The organism is Cupriavidus sp. WS (assembly GCF_000395345.1).
GTDB lineage: Bacteria > Pseudomonadota > Gammaproteobacteria > Burkholderiales > Burkholderiaceae > Cupriavidus > Cupriavidus basilensis_B.
The window spans coordinates 1-365 of the sequence record NZ_AQPL01000747.1 but is presented as its reverse complement, the minus strand read 5'-3'; the positions used below and the strand labels follow the sequence as shown (position 1 = coordinate 365).

The window sequence follows — 365 nt, the reverse complement described above, 5'->3', positions numbered from 1 at the left end:
GCCGTCGGTGCGGACGATGGGCGGACTGCTGATCTACGTGGCGTTGCGCGCACCGATCCGCATCAGCCTGGACGGCGCGCGCTGGGACAGCACCGAGCTTGCGGTGGTGCCGGCCTACATGCCGCATTCGGTGGCCTGCGACGACCGCATGATCTGCGACCTCGGGCTGGAGGCCGAGAGCATCGACCTGGAGCGGCTGCCCGCCGTGATCCGCGGGCAGGCCGGCCCGGTGGAGGACGCCGCCTTCGCGCGCCACGTGCGCCAGGCCCATGCCTGGCTGAGCCGGCACGGCAGGGAACTCGACCTGCAGGCCGGCAGCTTCGACCAGATCTTCTTCGGACAGGCGCTGGCGCGGCGCCGGCTGG

The 365-nt window shown here is 72.6% G+C and carries 1 pseudogene; it reads left to right on the top strand.

Annotated features, from left to right (window positions below):
* Positions 1–16: 16 nt before the first annotated feature.
* Positions 17–365 (top strand): annotated as a pseudogene (locus K206_RS0137000) (AraC family transcriptional regulator); the annotation flags it as partial.